The organism is Micromonospora vinacea, assembly GCF_015751785.1.
In the GTDB taxonomy this organism is placed as follows: Bacteria; Actinomycetota; Actinomycetes; order Mycobacteriales; family Micromonosporaceae; genus Micromonospora; species Micromonospora vinacea.
This window is the reverse complement of sequence record NZ_JADOTY010000001.1, coordinates 6634012-6652909: the sequence shown is the minus strand read 5'-3', so window position 1 is coordinate 6652909 and position 18898 is coordinate 6634012. Positions and strand designations below refer to the sequence as shown.

Genomic DNA, 18898 nt, shown 5'->3' with positions numbered 1-18898 from the left:
GGTTACCGGCGGCCACCAGCACGCCGACAAGGAACAGCCCATGAACGACGCCAATTGGCTGGCGGCAAACTGCCAGGATCTGCTGTACGTCCCGGCCACTGCCCGGCGTCAGGCAGCGGTCAACCTGGGCGCCCGCGCAGCGGATGAGGGGCTGACGCTGCCCGAGCTCGTTACCGGTCTGCTGGCTGCCACCACCGCCCACTGGAGCGCCACCCCGGTCGCGTCGACCGACACCGCCGTCGCCGTGCATTCCCGCGCCGAGACACTGCTGGACACCGCCCGTGTCCTGCTCACCGACGCCGTGGACGGGTACACCCGGCAGAACCGCGCCGAGCTGGATCGCCACGACAACGAACGTGCCGCGTTCGTCAACGACCTGCTCACCGGCCGCGCCGACCCGGGCGGTCTGGCCGAGCGCGCACACCGGTACGGCATCCGCCTGTCGGCCACCCACACCGTCCTCATCGCCCGTGCGGCGGGCCTGACTCCCGGTATCACCCACCGCATCGATGGCGCACTGGCCTCCAGGTTCGGCGAAGGAAACACCCTCACCACCCTCCGCGACGGCGATGTGGTCTGCATCAGCGCCGGTGGCCTACGCGGCATCGCTGCCGAACTCGCCCACCTGCTCGTCACTGAGCTCGGCGCGGGTAACTGGCAGATCGCCGTCGGCCGCACCCAACCCGGTGTCCATGGCCTGGCCACATCCCTCGACGAGGCCCGCCAGACCCTCGACTACGCCGTCAGGCTCGGCTTCACCACGCCCGTACTCAATGCTGCCGACCTGCTGGTGTTCCCCGTGCTGCTGCGTGACCGCGACGCCATCACCGACCTGGTGACCACGGTCCTCGGGCCACTGACGGCGGCGCGCGGCGGTGCCGGGCCGTACCTGGAGACCCTGACCGTGCTCTTCGACAACCAGGGCAACCACACCGCGACAGCGCGGCAGATGCACCTGTCCGTCCGCGCGGTCACCTACCGACTCGACCGCATCCGGGACCTGACCGGCTACCACCCCGGCGAGCCGACCCAACGCTTCACCCTGCAGACAGCTGTACTCGGCGCTCGACTGCTCGGCTGGCCGCCATAGCCCAGGAGCGGCCAGATCAGGACGGCGTCGTTTTTGTCGGCTGCTCCTCATAGACGTCTGGCACCCCGTCGGCGTCGCTGTCGCGCTCCTCCAGCGCGCAGACCCCCTGGTAATGCCGATTACGAGCGCGTAGAACGACGGTTGCCAGCACCGCCGACAGCAGCGACCCGAGCAGAACGCCGATCTTGGAGTGGTCGTCGCGTTCGGTGCCGGCGCCGAACGCCAATTCACCGATCAGCAGGGACACGGTGAAACCGACTCCGGCCAGCAGCGCCAACCCCACCATGTCCCACCAGGTCAGCCCTTCCGCGAGCCGGGCCCGGGTGAACCGCTGCACGAGCCAGCTGGCGCCGAGAACGCCAGCCGACTTACCCACCACCAACCCCACCATCACGCCCAGGGCGACCGAGTCGGTCAGGGTTGCGCCGAGACCGCCCGCCCCGGCTACCGAGACTCCGGCGGCGAAGAACGCGAACACCGGTACCGCGACCCCCGCGGACAGGGGCCGGATTCGGTGTTCGAAGTGCTCCGCCAGGCCAGGGCCAGGTCCCGGCTTGCGGCGTAGCACCGGCACGGTGAAGGCCAGCGCGACCCCGGCGACGGTGGCGTGCACCCCGGAGGCGTGCACCAGCGCCCACGTCGTGACCGCCAGCGGCAGCAGCAGCCACCAGGACCGCACCCGGCGCTGAACCAGCAGACCGAACAGCGCCATCGGGGCCAACGCGAGCAGCAGCAGCCCGAAGTGCAGGGTACTGGTGTAGAAGACCGCGATGATCACAATGGCCAGCAGGTCATCGACCACCGCGAGGGTGAGCAGAAACGTCCGCATCGCCGAGGGCAGGCTGGTGTTGATCACTCCGAGCACGGCCAGGGCGAACGCGATGTCCGTGGCGGTCGGGATCGCCCACCCGGTCAACGCCCCGTCGCCGGCCCCGACGTTGAACGCCACATAGATCAGCGCCGGCAGCGCCATACCGCCGAGCGCGGCGGCGACGGGCAGCATCGCCCGGCGGGGCTCGCGCAGGTCACCGGCGACGAACTCGCGCTTGAGCTCCAACCCGGCGACGAAGAAGAAGATCGCCAACAGGCCATCGGCGGCCCACTGCGCCAGTGAGAGGTCCAGATGCAGCGCCTCGGGGCCCACTGTGACGTCAGCGAGCGAGCGGTACGCGTCGGACCAAGGGGAGTTCGCCCAGGCGAGGGCAAGCACGGCGGCGACCAGCAGCAGCACCCCACCGACCGTTTCGGTCCGGAGAATGTCTCCGATGCGGCGTACCTCAGGCCAACTCCTGCGGCTGAGCAGGAGTGGCGTGCGGTTGGCCGGGGGGCGGCTCATCGTGGTCCTCCGGTGGGGTCGGTGAGGAAGTCGCCGACCAGTCTTCCCGGCACACCGGCTACCACGTTAGCCAAACGACGACCATCAGCCTGTCACCGCCCCTGAGAACGGGAGCGTGTCATCCACGGCCAGGCAGCGTGCAGCCTGGGAGGTCATTCGCGCCTGGTACCGCATTTCATGAACGGACGCAGCGCATCGAGTGTCGCCGGGGCGAGCACGTCTGGATTCGCGGGGTCGGCCAGATCGTGAGCCACGCCGGCCAGCACGATTCGGCCGGGCCCGCTGGTGTGCGCCCGCTCCAGCGCCACTGCCAGCGGCGTGGTCGTGTGGCACGGGACCTGTTGGTCGATGGTTCCGCAGGTGAGCAGGGCAGGAGTCCGAGGCGGAAGCTGGTGTGCGACCGAGGCAGGGTTGATGGCGTCGATGGTTTCCACGTACCGCCGGCTGGTGCCTTTATCAATTCGCCCTTGCTTCTGGTGAAGTTTCGCCCCTCATTCTCGTCGATGACGTTCTCGTCGAGAGAAGCTGGCGCTCGCCGGACGCATCCACAGTTCGGGGCCACTGCCACCTGCCGCAACTCTGCGGCCGCAGCGGCAGGTGGGGATCCGACGATCGTCAGCCCCCACCTTCATCGCCGCATTCGGATAATTGAGCGATGCTGCCGGCTTTAGCGGCCGGTGGGCACGATGTTTGAGGACTGTCCGTTCTGCTCGTCGCGCTTCAGGCGCTTCGCAGTCTGCTTCTCCTTGATCGTCTTACCCTTCTTCTTGACGTTCGCCTTGGTCGTCGAGTCCTTGGACATGATCGAACCTCCTGAAGCAGGTCGGTGAACGTGCAGCGTGGTACTCGCCTGATCGCGGCGTGCAGGTGACGGAAGTACCGCGCGGCGGGCGCGAAGTCTTCACTGCACGCCGACCCTACGCTGTTTCAGCTCTTGCGGACGTTGGGAGTGCATCGCCGCTGCTGGGGCAGTGGCTCGTGTCGCCCCTCGCCATCGGGTCGCCGCCCAGGGAGCTCCGTCACTGGCTGCGTCACCCACCCTCATCTGGATAGCCGTGGCTGACGGGCGCGAGACGTCACTGGGCATGACCTGCGGTGAACACCGTCTGAGCGGGGTCGCCGAAAGATCTTGAAGAAAAAATCTCGTTGGCGGCAACCTGCGGGCGATGGATCGCATGTACCCGGATGTAAGCGATGATCGCCACGAGCCATAGGGGCCCGGAAATGTCTGCACGTCACCTTCTGCTGCTGCCCGTTGCGACTGTCCTTATTGGACTGTCCGCCTGCGACTCCGCGGCGCCGTCCGGCCCCAGCCCAACCGCACCTGCTCCGACGTCGGCTGCTGCGGCCACTGGCACCCCCGGTGCCTCGCCCGCTGCCCCGGCGGCCGGGATTGCCGAATGTCCCTCGGTGGCGACCCTCCAGACGCTGGTCGAGCTGCCGAAGGGCTGGTCTCTCGGGAAGGTGAACTGTTTCAAGGGCTGGGCGGCGGCCGATCCGCAGGGCCCGACCGCGGGTGACGGGGTCTACCTGTTCCGCTACGTGGCCGACACGGGCTGGAAGTACTACGACCAGGGCAGCGGATGGGACTGCAAGGACCTCGGCCTCAGCGAGCCGGCGCCGTTCTGCATCTCGGATCCGGCGACGACGACCAAGCCGGCGAACAAGCCGGCCACGAGTGCCAAGTGTCCTTCGGCGAAGACCCTCGCGGGCCTGGTGGAGCTGCCGAAGGGCTGGACGTTCGGCAGTGTCCAGTGCGTCAAGGACTGGGCGGGAGCCGATCCGCAGGGCCCGACCGCTGGAGACGGCGTCTACCTGTTCCACTACGTGACCGGCACGGGCTGGAAGTACTACGGCGACGGCAGCGGATATGACTGCAAGGATCTCGGCCTCAACGAGCCGGCGCCGTTCTGCATCTCCTGACCCGGGAGACCCCAGTCCTTGCTGTGGCGCACACCAGCTAAGGTGTGCGCCACAGTCAACCGGCCGCATCGACGCCGCCGCTGCCTGAAGGACTTGGGGTACGTGGGGGGACGAGCGGGGCATGGCGGACTCCATAGACGATCTTTTCTGTGAGTTCGTGCGGACCCGCTCGTCGGCGTTGCTGCGGACGGCGTTCCTGCTGACCGGCGACCGGCACCTCGCCGAGGACCTGGTGCAGGATGCCCTGGCCCGCACGCATCGGGGCCGGCGCCGGCTACATGATCCCGGGCACTTCGAGGCGTACACCCGTACCGCCATGTACCACCAGCACGTGAGCTGGTGGCGGCGCCGCAAGATAGCCGAGTCCCTGCCCGGCGAGCTGGCCGACGTGGTTCAGCCCGGCAGCGATCATGCTCGCCGCACCGATCTCAAGGTCGCCCTGCACCAGGCTCTCGCCCAACTCACCCAGCGGCAACGGGCCGTGCTGGTGGCACGGTTCTTCGAGGACCGCAGCGAGGCCGAGGCCGCGGATCTGCTGCAGTGCTCGGTCGGCACGATCAAGAGTCAGACCAGCAAGGCGTTGGCCCGCATGCGGCAGATAGCGCCGGAGCTGCTCTCGGCCGTGATGGAGGAGGCCTGATGACCGACAACCTCGGCCCCCTGCGGCAGGCCATGTCCGATCTGAGCGAGCTCGGCGGCACCGCCGACATGTACGAGCGCGCCCTACGCAAATCACGCCAGGTACAACGACGGAGGGCGGTCACCACCGGCGCCGCGGCCGCGGCGGTGGTGTTCGCCATCGGCGGTACGGTCGCCTTCGCCACCCAGAACCGGCCCGACCCCCCGACGCCACCCGCATCCACCCGCACCAGTGACGGACCCCAGAATCCCACCTGTCCATCGACGCAGACCCTCGGGAACCTGGTAGAGCTGCCGGCCGGCTGGACTTTCGCCTCCAGGGCAGTGGAGTGCGTCGAGACGTGGGCGGCGGCCGACGTGCAGCGTCCGGACGCCAGCGGCGTCATCTACCTGTTCCATTACACCGCCGGCACGGGCTGGCGATTCCAGGACCAGGGCACCGGATGGGACTGCAAGGACCTCGGCCTTACCGAGCCGGCGTCGTTCTGCACTTCCTGAACGCCCGCCTGGGAAATCCCCGGCCGACGACGGCCGTCAGTCGGGTGCCCATCAAGGCCCGTCGCTAAGCCGGGCGCACCTCGCGCTGGCACAACGCCGCCGGCTCTCGGATCCCTTCGCTAGCATCTGCGGCGTGTCGATCTTTCCGTACGCGCCAGACAGCCCGCAGGGGTTGGCGGCCCGGTGGGTGCAGTGGGCCGCCGCGACCGGACCGTTCCGCAACCCCATCCTGGACCGGACCGGCCGGCATGCGCACCACCGTCAGCCCAACGACGTGTGGTTCCTCGCCGGCTGCTTCGGCGGAAACGTCGAACGCCGGTGCACCGTGCCCGTAGGGCGCCCGCTGTTCTTCCCGGCCTTCAACATGTGGTGCCCGCACGGTACGTACATTCCACCGCTGCCCGCGGCGACCGGCGAGGCGCACGTCGACCAGGTGCCGCATCCGGTCACCACGATCGATGTGACAGAGCTCTTCGACGTCCGGGGCGCTTTCCTGAACCCGGTCACCCGCCGCCGGCGCCGGGTACCCATGCGGGTGTGGGGCATCTGGGCTCGCGTGGACCCGCTCGCCCCAGGACCCCATACGGTGGCCTTTGCCGGCACCGACGGGCACGGCTTCCACGTCGCCGCGACGTACCAACTCCAGGTGGCCTGAGAGTTACGAGCCGTCCCTCAGGTCTCCCACATCCTCGGTCGTCCGCCAGCGGAAGGCAGCCTGCTGGGCCGCCCCGCTGCACGCCTCGGCTGGCCGGGCCAGGCGGCGGCGACCGCCGTGGGGAGTGGCTGGTCGTCGGGGACGAGGCACGGCAGGCGGTTCGCCACGAGAACGCTGTCGCGTACGGACGTGGACCAACCTCCATGGCGATCAACGACATCTATCGCTACGATCCGATATCGAAAGATTACCGAGCGTTGATGTGTGCTGTCCATGAACCCTGGACGCTGGCAGTCCGGCGCCGTACGAACGTACCGGCCCGAGGATCACGCCGTCTCGACGAAGGGAATCCGGATGACCGAGAGCGCGCAGACCACCGAGAGCCGAACCGTTCCGCCCGCGCGGCCGTACCCGTTCAGCGTGCCCGACCGCCTCGTCGTCGATCCGACCTATGGCGAGCTGCGCGAGAACGAACCGATGACCCGGGTGAAACTCCCCTACGGCGAGGAGGCGTGGCTCGCCACCCGGTACGAGGACGTCCGTACGGTCCTCGGCGACGTACGGTTCGGCCGCGCCCCAGCCGTTCACCGCGACGAGCCCAGGCTCACCGCGCGCCAGCAGTACAGCGGCATGCTGACCATGGACCCGCCCGATCACACCCGGCTACGCCGGCTGGTGGCGAAGGCGTTCACGGCACGTCGGGTAGAGGCCCTCCGACCCCGAACCCAGGAGATCGCCGACTCCCTGGTCGACAACATGCTCCGGCTCGGTCCTCCGGCCGACCTGGTGGAGCACGTCGCCACACCGCTGCCGATCCAGGTGATCTGCGAGCTGCTCGGGGTCCCGTACGCCGACCGCGACCGCTTCCACCTCTGGTCCGAGGCAATCGTCTCGACCACATCCCTGCCAATGGAAACGATCCAGGAGTACCTGAACAATCTCTGGGGCTACATGGGTGATCTCGTCGCCGAGCGCCGCCGCGAGCCGGGGATCGACGACCTGCTCGGCGCGTTGGTGCGGGCCCGCGACGAGAATCAGGATCGGCTCAGCGAGACCGAACTGGTCGAGCTGGCCGGAGGGCTGCTCGCGGCTGGCCACGAGACCACGGTGACCCAGATCCCCAACTTCGTCTACGTCCTGCTGCACAACCCGGACCAGCTCGCCCGGCTGCGGGCCAACCCGTCGCTGGTGCCGGCCGCGGTCGAGGAACTGCTGCGGTACGTGCCGCTCGGCGTCGGCTCCTCCTTCGCCCGGTACGCCAAGGAGGACGTCGAGGTCGGCGGGGTGCTGGTCCGGGCCGGTGAGCCGGTTCTCGGCTCACTGTCGTCGGCGAACCGGGACGGCACCGTCTTCGCCGACCCGGACCGCCTGGACCTCGACCGCGAGCAGAACCCGCACCTGGGCTTCGGGCACGGCGTACACCACTGCGTCGGCGCGCAGCTGGCCCGCATGGAGTTGCAGGTCGCCGTCGCCACCCTCGTGACCCGCCTGCCCGGATTGCGGCTCGCCGTACCGGAAGCCGAGCTGCAGTGGAAGCGGGGCATGCTGGTGCGGGGCCTGCTCAGCATGCCGGTGGCCTGGTGAGCAACGCCTGGCGGATCGGCGTGGACACGCGCCGCTGCATCGGCACGAGCATCTGCGCCGGTACCGCGCCCGAGCACTTCCGCCTGGTCGGCGGCCTGTCCGCGCCGCTGGCCGACGTCGTCGCCCCGGCCGAGGTCATCCTCGACGCCGCAGACTCGTGCCCGGTGGAGGCAATCACGGTCCACGACGCCACCGACAATCGGCTGCTCGCGCCCCAGGAGTGATCCGAAATCCAGCGCCCCGCCGTCTGCGCCCACGAGCTGGGCAGGTGCGGAAGTTCCGCAGATCAACGACGAGGCGGTCGCTCTGCCGCCACTCAGGGACGACGAGTTCATAGAGCACGGTGTTTTCGGACGCCGACGCCGCAGGTTCGATTCCTGCCTAGGGTACATCTCAAACTTGGATCCATACCGGCGTTGGTCGGTATGATTTCGAGTATGAGTGCGTTCGATGACGACGACGCCGTCACCGGGGCCATCGCCGGAGCCAAGTCGCGTAAGCAGGTTCTTGAACGGCTCGGCGTCACAGCTGCGACCTCCAACTACCAGCGGCTGACTAGGGCCGCCGAGCGGGTCGGGGCCACCCTGCCACCGCTAGGCCGGAACTTCGCGCCTCGCCCGTCGAGCGGTGCCCTCGCGGACGAGGTTCACCTACGAAAGCTAGTTGCCAGTGGCCTTGACCTGAACGGCATCCTGGCGGCCGTCAGCCTGGCGCAGACGCCCTCTAACCGCCACCGGCTCGCGGGGAAGCTGGCCGACCTCGGACTCACCGCCATGCGGGCGCGACCGTGGAAGCACAACACGACGGACAATCTCACCCGGTTGACCGGGGTGCCGGCAGATCGCCTGTTCAAGGCAAAGAAGCACACGAACGCAACCGGGGACATGGCCGAGCTGGCGGTCGCTGCCTGCCTGCGGCGTCTCGGCGCGACCGTGTCGTTCCCCTTCGGGTACGCCTGCCGCTACGACCTGATCGCTGACTTTGCCGGTGACCTTTTCCGCGTCCAGGTGAAGTCGGGCCACCTGTCGAAGGGATGTGTCTCGGCGAACACCAAGAGTTCCAACACCAACCGGCCCAGCCGTCGGTACGAGGTGTGCGACGTGGACGCCATCGTGGTCTACTGCCCTGCCCTGGGATCGATCTACTGGGTGCCGACGGCGGACCTCAACGGCGCGACGATCCTCTACCTCCGCGTAGATGAGCCGGCCAACGGTCAGCGGGCAAGCATCAGGTCCGCGTTCGACTATTACATCGGTCAGGTCTAGCCCTCACCTGGAGGCGGGTGTCGCTGGTTCGAACCAGTCAGAGGTAGGCAGAACCGGGTGCCCGAGTGGTGAGGGAGCGGTTTGCGAAATCGCGTACGCCGGCTTCGATTCCGGTCACGGCCTCTAAAGCCATCCACTGCGGATCTGAGCCGTCCTGTCGTGGGCCTGGCCCGGGCCGCCCGTTGAGTGGAGGGGGCCGGGGCGCCGCTGCGCCCCGGCCCCCTCGGACCTGCTCCGCTGGTGGGGAGTAGGGGTCTCTCAGGTCACCCGCAGCGTTGACCGTTGAGGGTGAAGGCGGTTGGCGCCGGGTTGGTGCCGCTCCACGTGCCGTTGAAGCCGGTGCTGGTGGATGCGCCGGGGGCGAGTTTGCCGTTCCAACTCATGCTGTCCGCGGTGACGCTCGTTCCGGTCTGTTTCCAGGTGGCCGACCAGCCCTGGCCGACCTTCTGGGCGGTGGTGGGGAAGTCGAAGGCGAGTTTCCAGCCGTCGATCGCGGTGGTGCCGGTGTTCTTGATTGTCACGGTCGCGGTGAAGCCGCCCGGCCAACTGGTCGCCGTGTAGCCGACCGTGCAGCGGACGGTCGGGGCGGTGGGCGCGGTCCGCACGGTCAGGCCGGGCGAGGCCGTCGAGACGTTGCCCGCCGCGTCACGGGCGGTTACCACGAAGGTGTACGGGGTGTCGGGCGTCAGCCCGGTGACGGTGTACGTGGTGCCGGTGGTGTTGCCCACCTTCACGGTGCCTGTGGTGTCGACCCGGTGCACGTCGTAGCCGGTGACGGCGGTGTCGTCGGTGGATGGCGTCCAGGCCAGGGCGACGCTGTCGCCGGTGATCGTGCCGGCGGTCGGCTTGCCCGGGGCGGTCGGCGCCTGGGTGTCGGCGGGCGTGGTGGCGCGCGGCAGCACCAGGTGGGTGATCGAGTTGGCCGGGAAGGTGGCCGTGAGGCCGCCGGCGGTCACCGGCTGGTCGGCCTCCCGGACGACGCCGGCGAGGTTCGCGCCGCTGTAACGGTAGACCTGGGCGGTGCTGGCGGAGGCGCCGGTGAGGGCGACCGGGCTGGTCAGGTCGTCGCCGGTTTTGTTGACTACGACCAGGGTGAGCGCCTTGTCGGCGCTCCGTTCTGCGGCGTACACGGCCAGCTTGCCCTGGTCGGCGCTGGTCGCCTGGACGGAGGTTTCGCCGAACGCGCCGCCCTTGCCGTCGTAGTTGCGGTAGACGCGGAAGGCGTTGGCCACGGGCTGGTCGGCGGCGGGTGCGGTCCAGAGGGTGGCCAGGTCGAGCCCTTCGCGGCCGAAGATGCCGAGGACGTCAGCCTGGGCGAGGGCGCCGTTGAGCGACCCGTGGGCGCCCCAGTTGTATTCGGTCATCGCGATCTTCGTGCCCGGGTAGTGCTGGTCGACCAGCTCGCGTAGGCGCGGGATGTACCGGACCGGACTGTTGATCCAGCTCTCGTCCACGTAGGTCGGGTCCCAGAGTTGGCGGGTCGAGCGCAGTCGCAGCGCCTGGGTGTTGGCGTCGCCGGCCGCCTCGCCGAGCACGCCGGCTTGCTGCGGGTAGAGGTGGACGTCGAAGTAGTCGAGGATGCGTGTGCCGTGTTGCTGCTCATACTCGCGCATCCGGTCCAGGTACCACGGGCCGAGATCCTGGCCGCCGTGCGCGGCCTTGTCCGGCGGGTTCGACCAGCAGCCGGTGCGCGAACAGGTGTCCTGGTCGAGGCCCGAGTAGATGATCGAGTTCAGGCCCCAGCCGACGGGACCGAGCGTCTTCGCGCCGGGGTCGGCGGCCTTGATCGCGGCGGCGTACTCGTAGGTGCGGTCGCGTAGCTCGTCGTAGCCCAGCCCGGTCGGGCGGACGTCGCGGTGGGTGGAGTGCCACAGGTCCGGCTCGTTGTCCAGGTTGTAGAACTGGACCCCGCCGTCGGCGGCGGCGCCGAACTGTCCCTTGAGGTGGTTGACGAAGTCGGTGGCGTACTCCGGACCGACGGCGACGCTGGTGTCCTCCGGGTCGTTGCCGGTGACCGGTGATCCGTCCGGCTTGATGCCGTTGCCGCAGTCCGGTGCCCACTGGTCGGTGGACTGCTGCGGGCCGTACTTGGCGACGCTGAAGCCACACGCCCGCGACCGGTCCTTGGCGATCCAGCCGAGCATCGGCATCGTCATGACGGTGGCGGCGCCGGTGGCCTTGTTCTCCTGCACGAACCGGTCGCTCTCGGAGCCCTCTGGGAGGTCTTCCGGACTTGGGTTGTCGTTGGGGATGTTTTCGAAGTACCAGTCCGATGCGCGGTTGGTGGTGTCGGCACGGAAGTTGTAGCGGGTGGTGGCGTTGCCGCCGTAGCGGTGCACCGGCAGCCGCAGGTCGCGGGCGAGGGCCTGGTCGGCGAAGTTCATGCCGTAGATGTACGGGCTGATCTGGTGCCGGGCGGCGGTGGTGTCCACGGTCAGCGCCGGGCCGGTCGCGGCGATGGCGGGCTCCGGCAGGGCCAGGCCGCCGAGGGCCGTGGCGAGCACGACGGGGAGTAGAGCGGTGGTGGGTCGCACGAGCATTCCTTTCGAATAGAAGCTCGACGATGGGAGCGCGCCCACAGCGTTACGCCTTCCTGGCTCCGAGTCAACGCCGGAAGGCTCGTTATGGATCATGTCGAATCGACTCGACCTGTGACGGTCGGCCGGCTGCCGGCCAACCGAAGCCAGCCTCGTCACATATAATGACGTCCATCAATGTGACCGGAGCTGATGCTGTCGTGCCGGAACAGCTCGGACGCCGCAGCGCGGAGGCAACCGCGCCGCAGCGGTGCGAGCGGGAGCACCTCAGCGTCGCATGGCCGGAAAGTTCCCGCTGGCCCCGCCCCTGTGGTGGGGACCAGCCGTCTTGGAGGATGACGATGCGCAGTTTTCTCGCGGTGTTCAGTGCCGCCCTGATCCTCGGCGCCGCAGTCGGCAGCGTTCCGGCCGGCGCTTCGGGGGCCTCCCCGCCCTCGTGCCCCCGCGGCCTGCTCTTCTGTGAGGACTTCGAGCGACTCCCTCCCGGGGGTCCCAGCACGTTGAACTGGGGCGTCGACACCCGCCAGGGCACTCTCACCGTCGAACGTGCCCGTCGCGGCAACCAGGTGCTGCACATCCACACGGTTGACAACGGACGCGCCTTCCTGCGCGTCGACGACTTCGCCGCGCCGGGCAACCGCTTCTACGGCCGGATGCGTCTGCGCGTCGATGCCTTTCCCACGGCTCCGGACTGGGCGCACTTCACGCTGGTGGAAGCAACCGGCACCGGCAGCGCTGAGGTCGTCCGTCCGGTCGGCGGCCAGTACGCGCCCACGGTCCCTGGCATCTTCTGGGGGGTCGGCGCCGACGGCGGTCCGACCGGCGACTGGACCAACTGGCGGGAGTCCGCCCCGGTCACGGAGGACACCTGGCAGTGTTTCGAGTGGAAGATGGACGCGGCGGACAATCGCGTCGCGGTGTGGATCGACGGCGTGGCGAACCCGGAGCTGACCGCCTCCACGACCGACCACGGTGGCAACGATGTTCCCTTCGTCCTGCCGTCGGTCGACACGGTGAAGATCGGCTGGCAGCTTTACCAGGGCGGCACGACACCGGGCGAGTTCGACCTCTGGATCGACGACATCGCCCTTTCGAGTAAGCGGCTCGGCTGCTGATCCGGAGCCCCGGGTGGCTCGGTCCGACCGGTCCGGGCACCTTCCTGGCCGGCTGGCCGGCGGCATCTCCCGGCCGGCTAAACCATCGCCCCGTGGGCGCCGAAATGCTACGAAGGGGTGGTGCCTGACCTGACAAGTTCTCGTGATGCCCTGTCCCTGGAGACTCCGCGGCTGCTGTTGCGCCGCTGGCGAAGCGGTGATCTGGACGGGTTCGCCGCGGTCAACGAGCAGCCCGAGGTGATGCGCTACATCCATGACGGCCGCACCCTGGACCGGGCCGCGTCCGCGGAGCGTCTGGCCATCTATCAGCGGCACTGGGACGAGCACGGCTTTGGCCTGTACGCGGTGGAGAGCAAGGAGACCGGCGAACTGGCCGGTTTCACCGGACTGGCGGTGCCGACCTTCCTGCCCGAGATCCTGCCGGCCGTGGAGATCGGCTGGCGGCTCGGCCGCGCGTACTGGGGGCGGGGCCTGGCCACCGAGGCGGCCCGGGCCGTCGTCGCCCACACTCGTGCCGAGCTCGGCCTGCGACGGCTGGTCAGCATCCACGTCGTCGGCAACGAGGCGTCCGCGCGGGTGATGGTCAAGCTGGGGATGTCGCTGGAGCGCGAAACGGTGCAGCCGGACACCGGCCGCCAGGTCCGGGTCTACGCGATGGACCTGTAGGACGAACAGCATCGCGGCATCGAGCCCGGCGGACGCCACGGAATTCCAGCGTCGGGCGGCGGCCGAATCGGCCCGCCCGCGACCGTCCACCTCGCCCCCGCCTCAACGTGCAGGAGCGATGTCCTGTCGCAACGAAGCAGCCTCGTCGTCGCTGTCGGACATCGTTTCTGATCGTGGTCATAGGTCCCGTCGGGGACCGTCAGAAGGTAGCCTGTGACGACCGGGGCCCGCCCGGTCGCGAACCGCCATGCCCTTAAACCTGTGAGTACATGAAGACTGCGCAGACCAGCGGTGAACAGGTGCGGCACCGGATTCAGACGGTGCTCGTCGGTGTGCTTGAACGCACCCGGCTGATGCGGGGTCAGGCCAGCCGCCAACTCCTCGTCGAACAACTCCAGGATCGTCTCGGCCCCTTCTCGCTGCGTGAGCACCCCGAGTTGCGGCTGCAGATGGCCGAGCTGGTGCGTGCGTGCAGCAGGCGCGCCGACGGGCTGCAGATTCTGGTGGAGACGGTCGAGCACCTGGAGCCGGGCACTGAGGAAGTCGTCTGGTTGCAGCGTCTCCGGGACGAGTGGGAGGCGGTCGAGGTCCTGACCGAGGAGGACTGGAGCCGGCTGCGTCCGCTCTTGAGCAACCTCGCGCCCGTCAACCTGACCGTTCTGTATCAGCGCGCCACCGAGCACCGGTCGCCCGGGCCGCCGTCGTGGTGCGTCGACGCCTGGCAGGCGTTCGTCCACCTGGCCGGGCAGAACGCCGGCCCCGACGGCCTGCCGCCGAGCATGGCCTTCCTGGCGTTGCTCGAAGACCAGGTCGACGCGCAGGACGCCCGGTGGATCCGGCTGCGGAACAGTCGGGTGGCCACCGGACAGGGGCTGACGTCACAGCTGGAGGATCGGCGGGCATACCTGCACCGCGGCGGTGAACAGCCGATGGGCACCACTGCGTATCTGGTCGTCCAGGTCGAGCCGCACCTGGATCCCGACGGTAGCGACGACACCTACGCGTTGTCGCACTTCCGCCAGTGGTATGGCGCAGACTCCTGGCATTCCCGGCAGGGTGAGCCCCGCCTGGTCCATCTTCACGACCTGGAGCGTGAGGTGGAGCGGGTGATCGAGCAGATGGAGATCGAATGGTCGGACCGGACCGGCACGGTCGTGGTCGAGTTCGTCCTGCCGTGGGAACTGCTCAACGTCGGGGTGGATCGCTGGCGCAAGGAGATTGACAGCTCGCGACCGATCGCTCTGGCCATGGACTATCCCGTGGTGGTTCGCAGTCTGGAACGGCTGCGCACCCGGCGGTGGCACCGTGCCTGGCACCAGCGCTGGCGGCAGCTGCTCGCGGCTCCCGCCCACAGCGTCGTCCTGTGGAGCCAACCCAGCGGCACGGACTACTTCACCCGGCTCGAGACGGAGCTCAAGGCGGACGATCGTGTGGTCTCACTCGTTCTCAGCGAGCCACCGACGCAGCGCGGCGAGACCGGTCAGCAAGAGATCGAAGCGGCCCTGCGGGCCGGGCTGCCGGTGATCATCTGGCATCGGGGTGACTGTAGCAGTGCCGAGTTCCGGGAAGCGGTCTCCAGTCTGGTAGATGATGGAGGTCTGGGACAGCTGCCGATGCGTGTTAAAGAATTGCGGCATCAGGCGCTACAGCTCGAGCCCGCGTTGCGGGACGGCCATATCGGCCACCACCTGACGATCCTCTGGGACGATCCGGAGCGCAGGCCCGACGCGCTGGGCGCTCCCGCTGGTCGAGGAACAGGGGAGAGTTGGTGACCGGAGGTGACGCGGAGGGCACCTGGGAGGCGATCTCTCAGGCGCTGGGCCCGCTGTCCGGTTCCTTGCCCGCCCCGGCGGCCGGGTGGGGCGTGACGGTGCTGGTCGATGCCGTCCGCTCGATGGCGGTGTGGCGCGACACCGTCGACCGCGTGGTGGCGGTGTTGCGCGATCACCAGGGTTTCGCCGACGTCGAGGTGGTCCCGTTCGACTCCTCCGAGACGGGGCAGGCCGTCCTGGCCGGGCAGGTCGCGGTCGACGGGCGGATCGTGCTGGTGCTGTCCGACGGCGCCGGACCGGCCTGGCACGCCGGGACGATGTCGGCGTTGCTTCGGGTCTGGGGCCTGCGCGCGCCGGTCGCCATCGTGCACCTGCTGCCGCAACTGCACTGGTACCGGACCGGTATCCGGCCTCGTCGCCTGCGGATGCGGCGGACCGCGCTCGGCGGTGCCGCCAACGCCGATCTCACGTGGGAGGTGCACAACCCGGTCCCGGACGTCCTCGACGATCCCGGGCCCGAGGGCGGCGACCCCATCCCGGTGCCCGTGCTCGAACTCGACCCCCGCTGGCTCGGCGCCTGGGTCCGGCTGCTCACCGGCGGCGAGGCCCACCTGCCCGCGGTGCTGGCAGCCACCGGGCTCCCGGACACCGTCGCGCTGCCCACCCCGGCGGGGGCACCGTCCGCGCGGACGCGGGTGCGCGAGTTCACCGCGTGGGCGACGCCGACCGCGGTCACGCTCGCCACGCAGCTCGCCGCCGCCCCGCTCAACCTGGCCGTGATGAAATGGGTGCAGCGGGCCCTGATCCCGGAGTCGCAGACGTCACATCTGTCCGAGATCCTCAACAGCGAGCTGCTGCATCCGGTGGCCGTCGCGGCGTCGACGGCCGAAAGCGCCGAGGTCACGTACGAGTTCCACAGGGGAGTCCGCGAGGAGCTGCTCGCGGCCGGGCGCCGCGCGGACGCGGTCCGGGTGTTGCGGGTGGTCGATGAACAACTGGGGCCCACGGTGCCGGCGGTTCGTGGGCTCAGCCGGATGCTCGATGACCCCGACGCCACGCCGGTGCCCCCGGTGACCCCGGAGACCGCCCCGTTCGTACGGATCGAACAGGCCGTGCTCCATGCCCTGTCCGGCCGCTATCTCGCCCGCGCGCGCCATCTGCACGAGGCACTCGGTAGCGACGCCGAAACGCCGTCGAGCACTGCTCCGCCGAGCACGCCCCCTGTGACAATGGTGGCGGCGGTGGGCACCGATGATCGGACGTCAGAAGGAGTGCCAGTCGTGTCGAGCAGCGTGGCGGATGTGGTCGTACCGCAGAGAACCCCGGCCGGCGCGCCTGCCATCTGGGGCAATGTCCCACCTCGCAACCCGAACTTCACCGGCCGCGAGTCGCTGCTGGTGCACCTGCACGAGCAGATGCTGCAGGGTGTGACGGCGGTGCTGCCGCACGCGCTGCACGGCATGGGCGGCGTCGGCAAGTCGCAGCTCGCGATCGAGTACGTCTATCGCCACCTGGACGAGTACGACGTGATCTGGTGGATCCCGTCGGAACGTCCGGCCCAGATCGGCAACGCGCTGGCCGAGCTGGCCCAGCGCCTGCAACTGCCGGTGGGGCTGGAAGCCAACGCCGCCGTGCCGGCCGTGCGGGAGGCGCTGCGGCTGGGGCAGCCGTACGCGAACTGGCTCTTGATCTTCGACAATGCGGAGAGCCCGGAGGCGGTGCGGCGTTACTTCCCCAACGGTGGATCCGGCCGCATCATGGTCACCTCCCGCAACCCGCAGTGGTCGAACGTCGGCCGCCAGCTCGCGGTGGACGTGTTCGCCCGGCAGGAGAGCGTCGATCTGCTCCGTCGCCGCGGCCCGGACCTCAGCGAGGAAGACGCTGATCGGCTGGCCGAGGCGCTCGGCGACCTTCCGCTGGCCCTGGATCAGGCGGCGGCCTGGCTCGCCGAGACCGGCATGCCCACCGACGAATACCTGCGGCTGTTCGAGGAGAAGCGCATCGAACTGCTCGAAGTGTCGGTGCCGCTGGACTACCAGCTCCCGGTCGCCGCCGCCTGGAACGTGTCCCTCGATCGTCTGGCCGACTCCAGTCCCGGTGCGCTGCGACTCCTGCAGGTGTGCTCGTTCCTCGCCCCCCAGCCCATTCCCCGGACCCTGTTCAACCGTGGCCGAGCCGGCAACGTCCATCCGGTACTCGACGAGGTGCGTCGCGACCCGATGCGGCTCAACCGGGCCATCCGCGAGATCAACCGGTACGCCTTGGCCAAGATCTACCATCGGACCAACTCGATCGAGATGCACCGCCTGGTCCAGGCGGTGCTGATTGACCGGCTCGACGACGCCGAGCAGGCGACGATGCGGCACAGCGCGCACCTGATGCTCGCCGACAGCGACCCGAACGACCCGAATTCACCGGCCAACTGGCGTGCCTACGCGGACCTGTACCCGCACGTCATCGCGGCCCAGGCGTTCCGGTCCATCGATCCCTGGGTGCAGCAGCTGGTCGACAACATCTCCCGCTATCTCTACTGGTGGGGCGACCACCAGACCGCATTCGACCTGGCCGAGGTGGCCTACGAGGCCCGGCGCGACCAGTTGGGCGCCGCTGACGCGTCCACCCTGCGGATGGGCCACTGGATGGGCTGGCTGCTGTTCGTCCTCGGCCGGTTCGAGGAGGCGGCCCGTCTCAACCAGGAGGTGCTCGACACCTACCAGGAGACCGTGGGGGAGGACGACGAGGACCTCCTGCGCGCGCTGGGCGCCGTTGCCGCCGACCGCCGGGTGGCCGGGGATTTCCAGGGTGCCCTGGAACTCGCCGAGGAAATTTATCAGCGGCACGTGCGGGCACTGGGCCCCGACGACGTGGAGACCATCACGGCGGGCCACAACCTCGCCGTGAGCCTGCGGCTGTGCGGTGACCTGAAGCGGGCCTACGAGATCGACCAGCAGAACCAGCGGCTGCGGATCCAACTCTACGGCGCGGACCATCCGATCACCCTCGAGAGCACCCGTAGCCTCATCACCAACCGGCGTGAGCTCGGCGACTACGTGGGTGCCCGCGCCGAAGCGCAGTCGGTCGCCGACCAACTGCGCCATCAGCTCAGCCCCGGCCATCCGCAGACCCTGCGGGCGTTGCGGTTACTGGCGGTGGCGCTGCGCACAGCCGGTGACCACCAGGGGGCCCGCCAAATCTCCGGTGAGGTCCGCGACAGCTTCGTCCGCCGCTACGGTGAGAACCACCCGGACACCGTCGCCGCCTCCCTGAACCTGTCGACCGACCTGCGGGAGACCGGCGACCTCGACGACGCCGCCGAGTTGGGCGAGCAGGTGTACACCAGCTACCAGCGGCTGCTGGGCAACGACCGACACCCGCACACCATCGCCTCCCGGCTCAACTGGGCGGTCACCGAGCGGCTGCGCGGCCGGGTGGCGCAGGCGCGGCAGATGGACGAGGAGGGTTTCGCCCAGTTGCGGGAGCAACTCGGTGACGACCATCCGCTCACCCTGGCCGCGGCGCTCAACCTCGCGAGCGACTACTACGCCGAAGGGCACTACGCGCAGGCGTACGAGCGGGATGTGGACGCGACCGAACGGCTGCGGCGGGTCCTGGGCGCGGAGCATCCGACCACTCTGGCCGGCTACGGCAATCTCGCCATGGACCTGCTCAAACTGGGTCGCGAGCAGGAGTCCGCAGAGCTGCACGCGGCAACGGTGGCACAGTTCCGGCGAATCCTCGGCGACAATCACCCGGCCACTGCTGCCGCAGTGGACCTGAACCTGCGGGCCAACTGCGATATGGATCCACTGCCGCTGTAG

Annotated in this window: 16 protein-coding genes and 1 tRNA gene; 13 read left to right on the top strand and 4 right to left on the bottom strand. The window is 69.1% G+C overall.

Annotation, left to right across the window (positions count from 1 at the left end; all coding sequences use genetic code 11):
* Positions 1 to 40: 40 nt before the first annotated feature.
* Positions 41 to 1090 carry a PucR family transcriptional regulator gene (locus IW249_RS31085; protein WP_196924044.1) on the top strand — a complete coding sequence of 350 codons (1050 nt, stop codon included), beginning with the start codon at positions 41 to 43 and terminating at the stop codon, positions 1088 to 1090.
* A gap of 16 nt (positions 1091 to 1106) precedes the next feature.
* Here the strand turns inward: IW249_RS31085 and nhaA are convergent, their stop codons facing one another.
* The 3 genes from nhaA to IW249_RS34905 all read right to left on the bottom strand — a co-directional run bounded on the left by nhaA (position 1107) and on the right by IW249_RS34905 (position 3228).
* Complete coding sequence (nhaA, locus tag IW249_RS31080; RefSeq protein ID WP_196924043.1) at positions 1107 to 2426, bottom strand: Na+/H+ antiporter NhaA; 1320 nt, start codon at positions 2424 to 2426, stop codon at positions 1107 to 1109.
* Positions 2427 to 2578: 152 nt separating this feature from the next.
* Positions 2579 to 2860, bottom strand: a complete 282-nt coding sequence (locus IW249_RS31075) for a hypothetical protein (protein WP_196924042.1) — start codon at positions 2858 to 2860, stop codon at positions 2579 to 2581.
* A 233-nt stretch (positions 2861 to 3093) separates the two neighbouring features.
* The gene (locus tag IW249_RS34905; RefSeq protein ID WP_269215350.1) at positions 3094 to 3228 is read right to left on the bottom strand and encodes a hypothetical protein; all 135 of its coding nucleotides are present in this window, start codon (positions 3226 to 3228) and stop codon (positions 3094 to 3096) included.
* A 608-nt stretch (positions 3229 to 3836) separates the two neighbouring features.
* Between IW249_RS34905 and IW249_RS31070 the strand changes: the two genes are divergently transcribed.
* The 8 genes from IW249_RS31070 (at position 3837) to IW249_RS31035 (ending at position 9110) form a co-directional block, all read left to right on the top strand.
* Entirely contained in the window at positions 3837 to 4349 is a 513-nt protein-coding gene (locus tag IW249_RS31070; RefSeq protein WP_196924041.1) for a hypothetical protein, read from the top strand.
* Between the two features lie 121 nt (positions 4350 to 4470).
* Entirely contained in the window at positions 4471 to 4989 is a 519-nt protein-coding gene (locus IW249_RS31065) for a SigE family RNA polymerase sigma factor (RefSeq protein WP_196924040.1), read from the top strand.
* Positions 4989 to 5486: a hypothetical protein gene (locus IW249_RS31060; protein WP_196924039.1), complete on the top strand. Its 498-nt coding sequence runs from the start codon at positions 4989 to 4991 to the stop codon at positions 5484 to 5486. The genes IW249_RS31065 and IW249_RS31060 overlap by 1 nt, the downstream gene beginning before the upstream one ends.
* A 133-nt stretch (positions 5487 to 5619) precedes the next feature.
* Positions 5620 to 6141, top strand: a complete 522-nt coding sequence (locus tag IW249_RS31055; RefSeq protein ID WP_196924038.1) for a hypothetical protein — start codon at positions 5620 to 5622, stop codon at positions 6139 to 6141.
* A 354-nt stretch (positions 6142 to 6495) separates the two neighbouring features.
* Entirely contained in the window at positions 6496 to 7725 is a 1230-nt protein-coding gene (locus tag IW249_RS31050; protein WP_196924037.1) for a cytochrome P450, read from the top strand.
* The gene (locus tag IW249_RS31045; RefSeq protein ID WP_196924036.1) at positions 7722 to 7949 is read left to right on the top strand and encodes a ferredoxin; all 228 of its coding nucleotides are present in this window, start codon (positions 7722 to 7724) and stop codon (positions 7947 to 7949) included. Before IW249_RS31050 ends, IW249_RS31045 begins: the two co-directional genes overlap by 4 nt.
* 201 nt (positions 7950 to 8150) lie before the next feature.
* The gene (locus tag IW249_RS31040) at positions 8151 to 8990 is read left to right on the top strand and encodes a group I intron-associated PD-(D/E)XK endonuclease (RefSeq protein ID WP_231394519.1); all 840 of its coding nucleotides are present in this window, start codon (positions 8151 to 8153) and stop codon (positions 8988 to 8990) included.
* Between the two features lie 51 nt (positions 8991 to 9041).
* Positions 9042 to 9110: transfer RNA gene (locus tag IW249_RS31035), tRNA-Arg, on the top strand.
* Positions 9111 to 9253: 143 nt separating this feature from the next.
* Here the strand turns inward: IW249_RS31035 and IW249_RS31030 are convergent.
* Positions 9254 to 11530: a glycoside hydrolase family 44 protein gene (locus tag IW249_RS31030; protein WP_231392732.1), complete on the bottom strand. Its 2277-nt coding sequence runs from the start codon at positions 11528 to 11530 to the stop codon at positions 9254 to 9256.
* Positions 11531 to 11691: 161 nt separating this feature from the next.
* Here IW249_RS31030 and IW249_RS31025 point away from each other — a divergent pair, with 161 nt between their 5' ends.
* The 4 genes from IW249_RS31025 (at position 11692) to fxsT (ending at position 18898) form a co-directional block, all read left to right on the top strand.
* Positions 11692 to 12642, top strand: a complete 951-nt coding sequence (locus IW249_RS31025; RefSeq protein WP_231392731.1) for a hypothetical protein — start codon at positions 11692 to 11694, stop codon at positions 12640 to 12642.
* A 120-nt stretch (positions 12643 to 12762) separates the two neighbouring features.
* Positions 12763 to 13308, top strand: coding sequence for a GNAT family N-acetyltransferase (locus IW249_RS31020; RefSeq protein WP_307788764.1), 546 nt, complete (start codon positions 12763 to 12765; stop codon positions 13306 to 13308).
* Between the two features lie 320 nt (positions 13309 to 13628).
* On the top strand, positions 13629 to 15080 hold the full coding sequence (locus IW249_RS31015) for a VMAP-C domain-containing protein (RefSeq protein WP_196924032.1): 1452 nt from the start codon (positions 13629 to 13631) through the stop codon (positions 15078 to 15080).
* The gene (gene fxsT / locus IW249_RS31010) at positions 15077 to 18898 is read left to right on the top strand and encodes an FxSxx-COOH system tetratricopeptide repeat protein (RefSeq protein ID WP_196924031.1); all 3822 of its coding nucleotides are present in this window, start codon (positions 15077 to 15079) and stop codon (positions 18896 to 18898) included. The genes IW249_RS31015 and fxsT overlap by 4 nt, the downstream gene beginning before the upstream one ends.

What these genes read in the sequence shown, in the direction of transcription:
- IW249_RS31085 (WP_196924044.1), top strand. Translation starts at nt 41, where the DNA reads ATGAACGACGCCAATTGGCTGGCGGCAAACTGCCAGGATCTGCTGTAC.
- nhaA (WP_196924043.1), bottom strand. Translation starts at nt 2,426, where the DNA reads ATGAGCCGCCCCCCGGCCAACCGCACGCCACTCCTGCTCAGCCGCAGG.
- IW249_RS34905 (WP_269215350.1), bottom strand. Translation starts at nt 3,228, where the DNA reads ATGTCCAAGGACTCGACGACCAAGGCGAACGTCAAGAAGAAGGGTAAG.
- IW249_RS31065 (WP_196924040.1), top strand. Translation starts at nt 4,471, where the DNA reads ATGGCGGACTCCATAGACGATCTTTTCTGTGAGTTCGTGCGGACCCGC.
- IW249_RS31060 (WP_196924039.1), top strand. Translation starts at nt 4,989, where the DNA reads ATGACCGACAACCTCGGCCCCCTGCGGCAGGCCATGTCCGATCTGAGC.
- IW249_RS31050 (WP_196924037.1), top strand. Translation starts at nt 6,496, where the DNA reads ATGACCGAGAGCGCGCAGACCACCGAGAGCCGAACCGTTCCGCCCGCG.
- IW249_RS31040 (WP_231394519.1), top strand. Translation starts at nt 8,151, where the DNA reads ATGATTTCGAGTATGAGTGCGTTCGATGACGACGACGCCGTCACCGGG.
- IW249_RS31030 (WP_231392732.1), bottom strand. Translation starts at nt 11,530, where the DNA reads ATGCTCGTGCGACCCACCACCGCTCTACTCCCCGTCGTGCTCGCCACG.
- IW249_RS31025 (WP_231392731.1), top strand. Translation starts at nt 11,692, where the DNA reads ATGACGTCCATCAATGTGACCGGAGCTGATGCTGTCGTGCCGGAACAG.